Below are 473 nucleotides of genomic sequence, written 5' to 3'. Positions count from 1 at the left end.
CGCGGGTCCGGATCCGACGCCGGCAGCTCCGCCCAGGCCGTGGCCGTCTCCAGATCCACCACCGTCACACCGGTAAGCCCGTCGCCGCCCAGCGCGGCGCGTCCGGCCGCATCGGCCAGCAACAGGTGGGGCGCCGCATCCTCGAGCAGCTGGTGCAGCCGCGCGCTCGGATAGGCCGGGTCCAGCGGCACATACGCCCCGCCAGCCTTCAGGATCGCCAACAGCCCCACCACCATCATCGGACTGCGCGCAACGCAGATCGCCACCGGCTGGTCCGGCCCGACCCCGAGGGCGATCAGATGATGCGCCAGCTGGTTGGCCCGCGCATTGAGCTCGCCATAGCTTACGCGCTGGTCCTGATAGACCACCGCCACCGCATCCGGCGCCTGGCGAACCTGCGCCTCGAACAGCTCATGGATGCACTGCTGCTCAGGATACGTCACCGCCGTCCGGTTCAGCTCCTCCAGCAGATA

1 protein-coding gene is annotated in these 473 nt (G+C 69.8%); it reads right to left on the bottom strand.

Annotation, left to right across the window (positions count from 1 at the left end; translation table 11 throughout):
- Positions 1–473, bottom strand: a 473-nt coding sequence (locus CV770_RS41365; protein ID WP_146101492.1) for an AMP-binding protein, incomplete at both ends; no start/stop codon positions are given.

The sequence above is a fragment of the Bradyrhizobium sp. AC87j1 genome, assembly GCF_002936975.1.
Lineage (GTDB): Bacteria > Pseudomonadota > Alphaproteobacteria > Rhizobiales > Xanthobacteraceae > Bradyrhizobium > Bradyrhizobium shewense.
The sequence above is the reverse complement of the archived record's forward strand: the minus strand, read 5'-3'. Positions and strand labels throughout refer to the sequence as shown.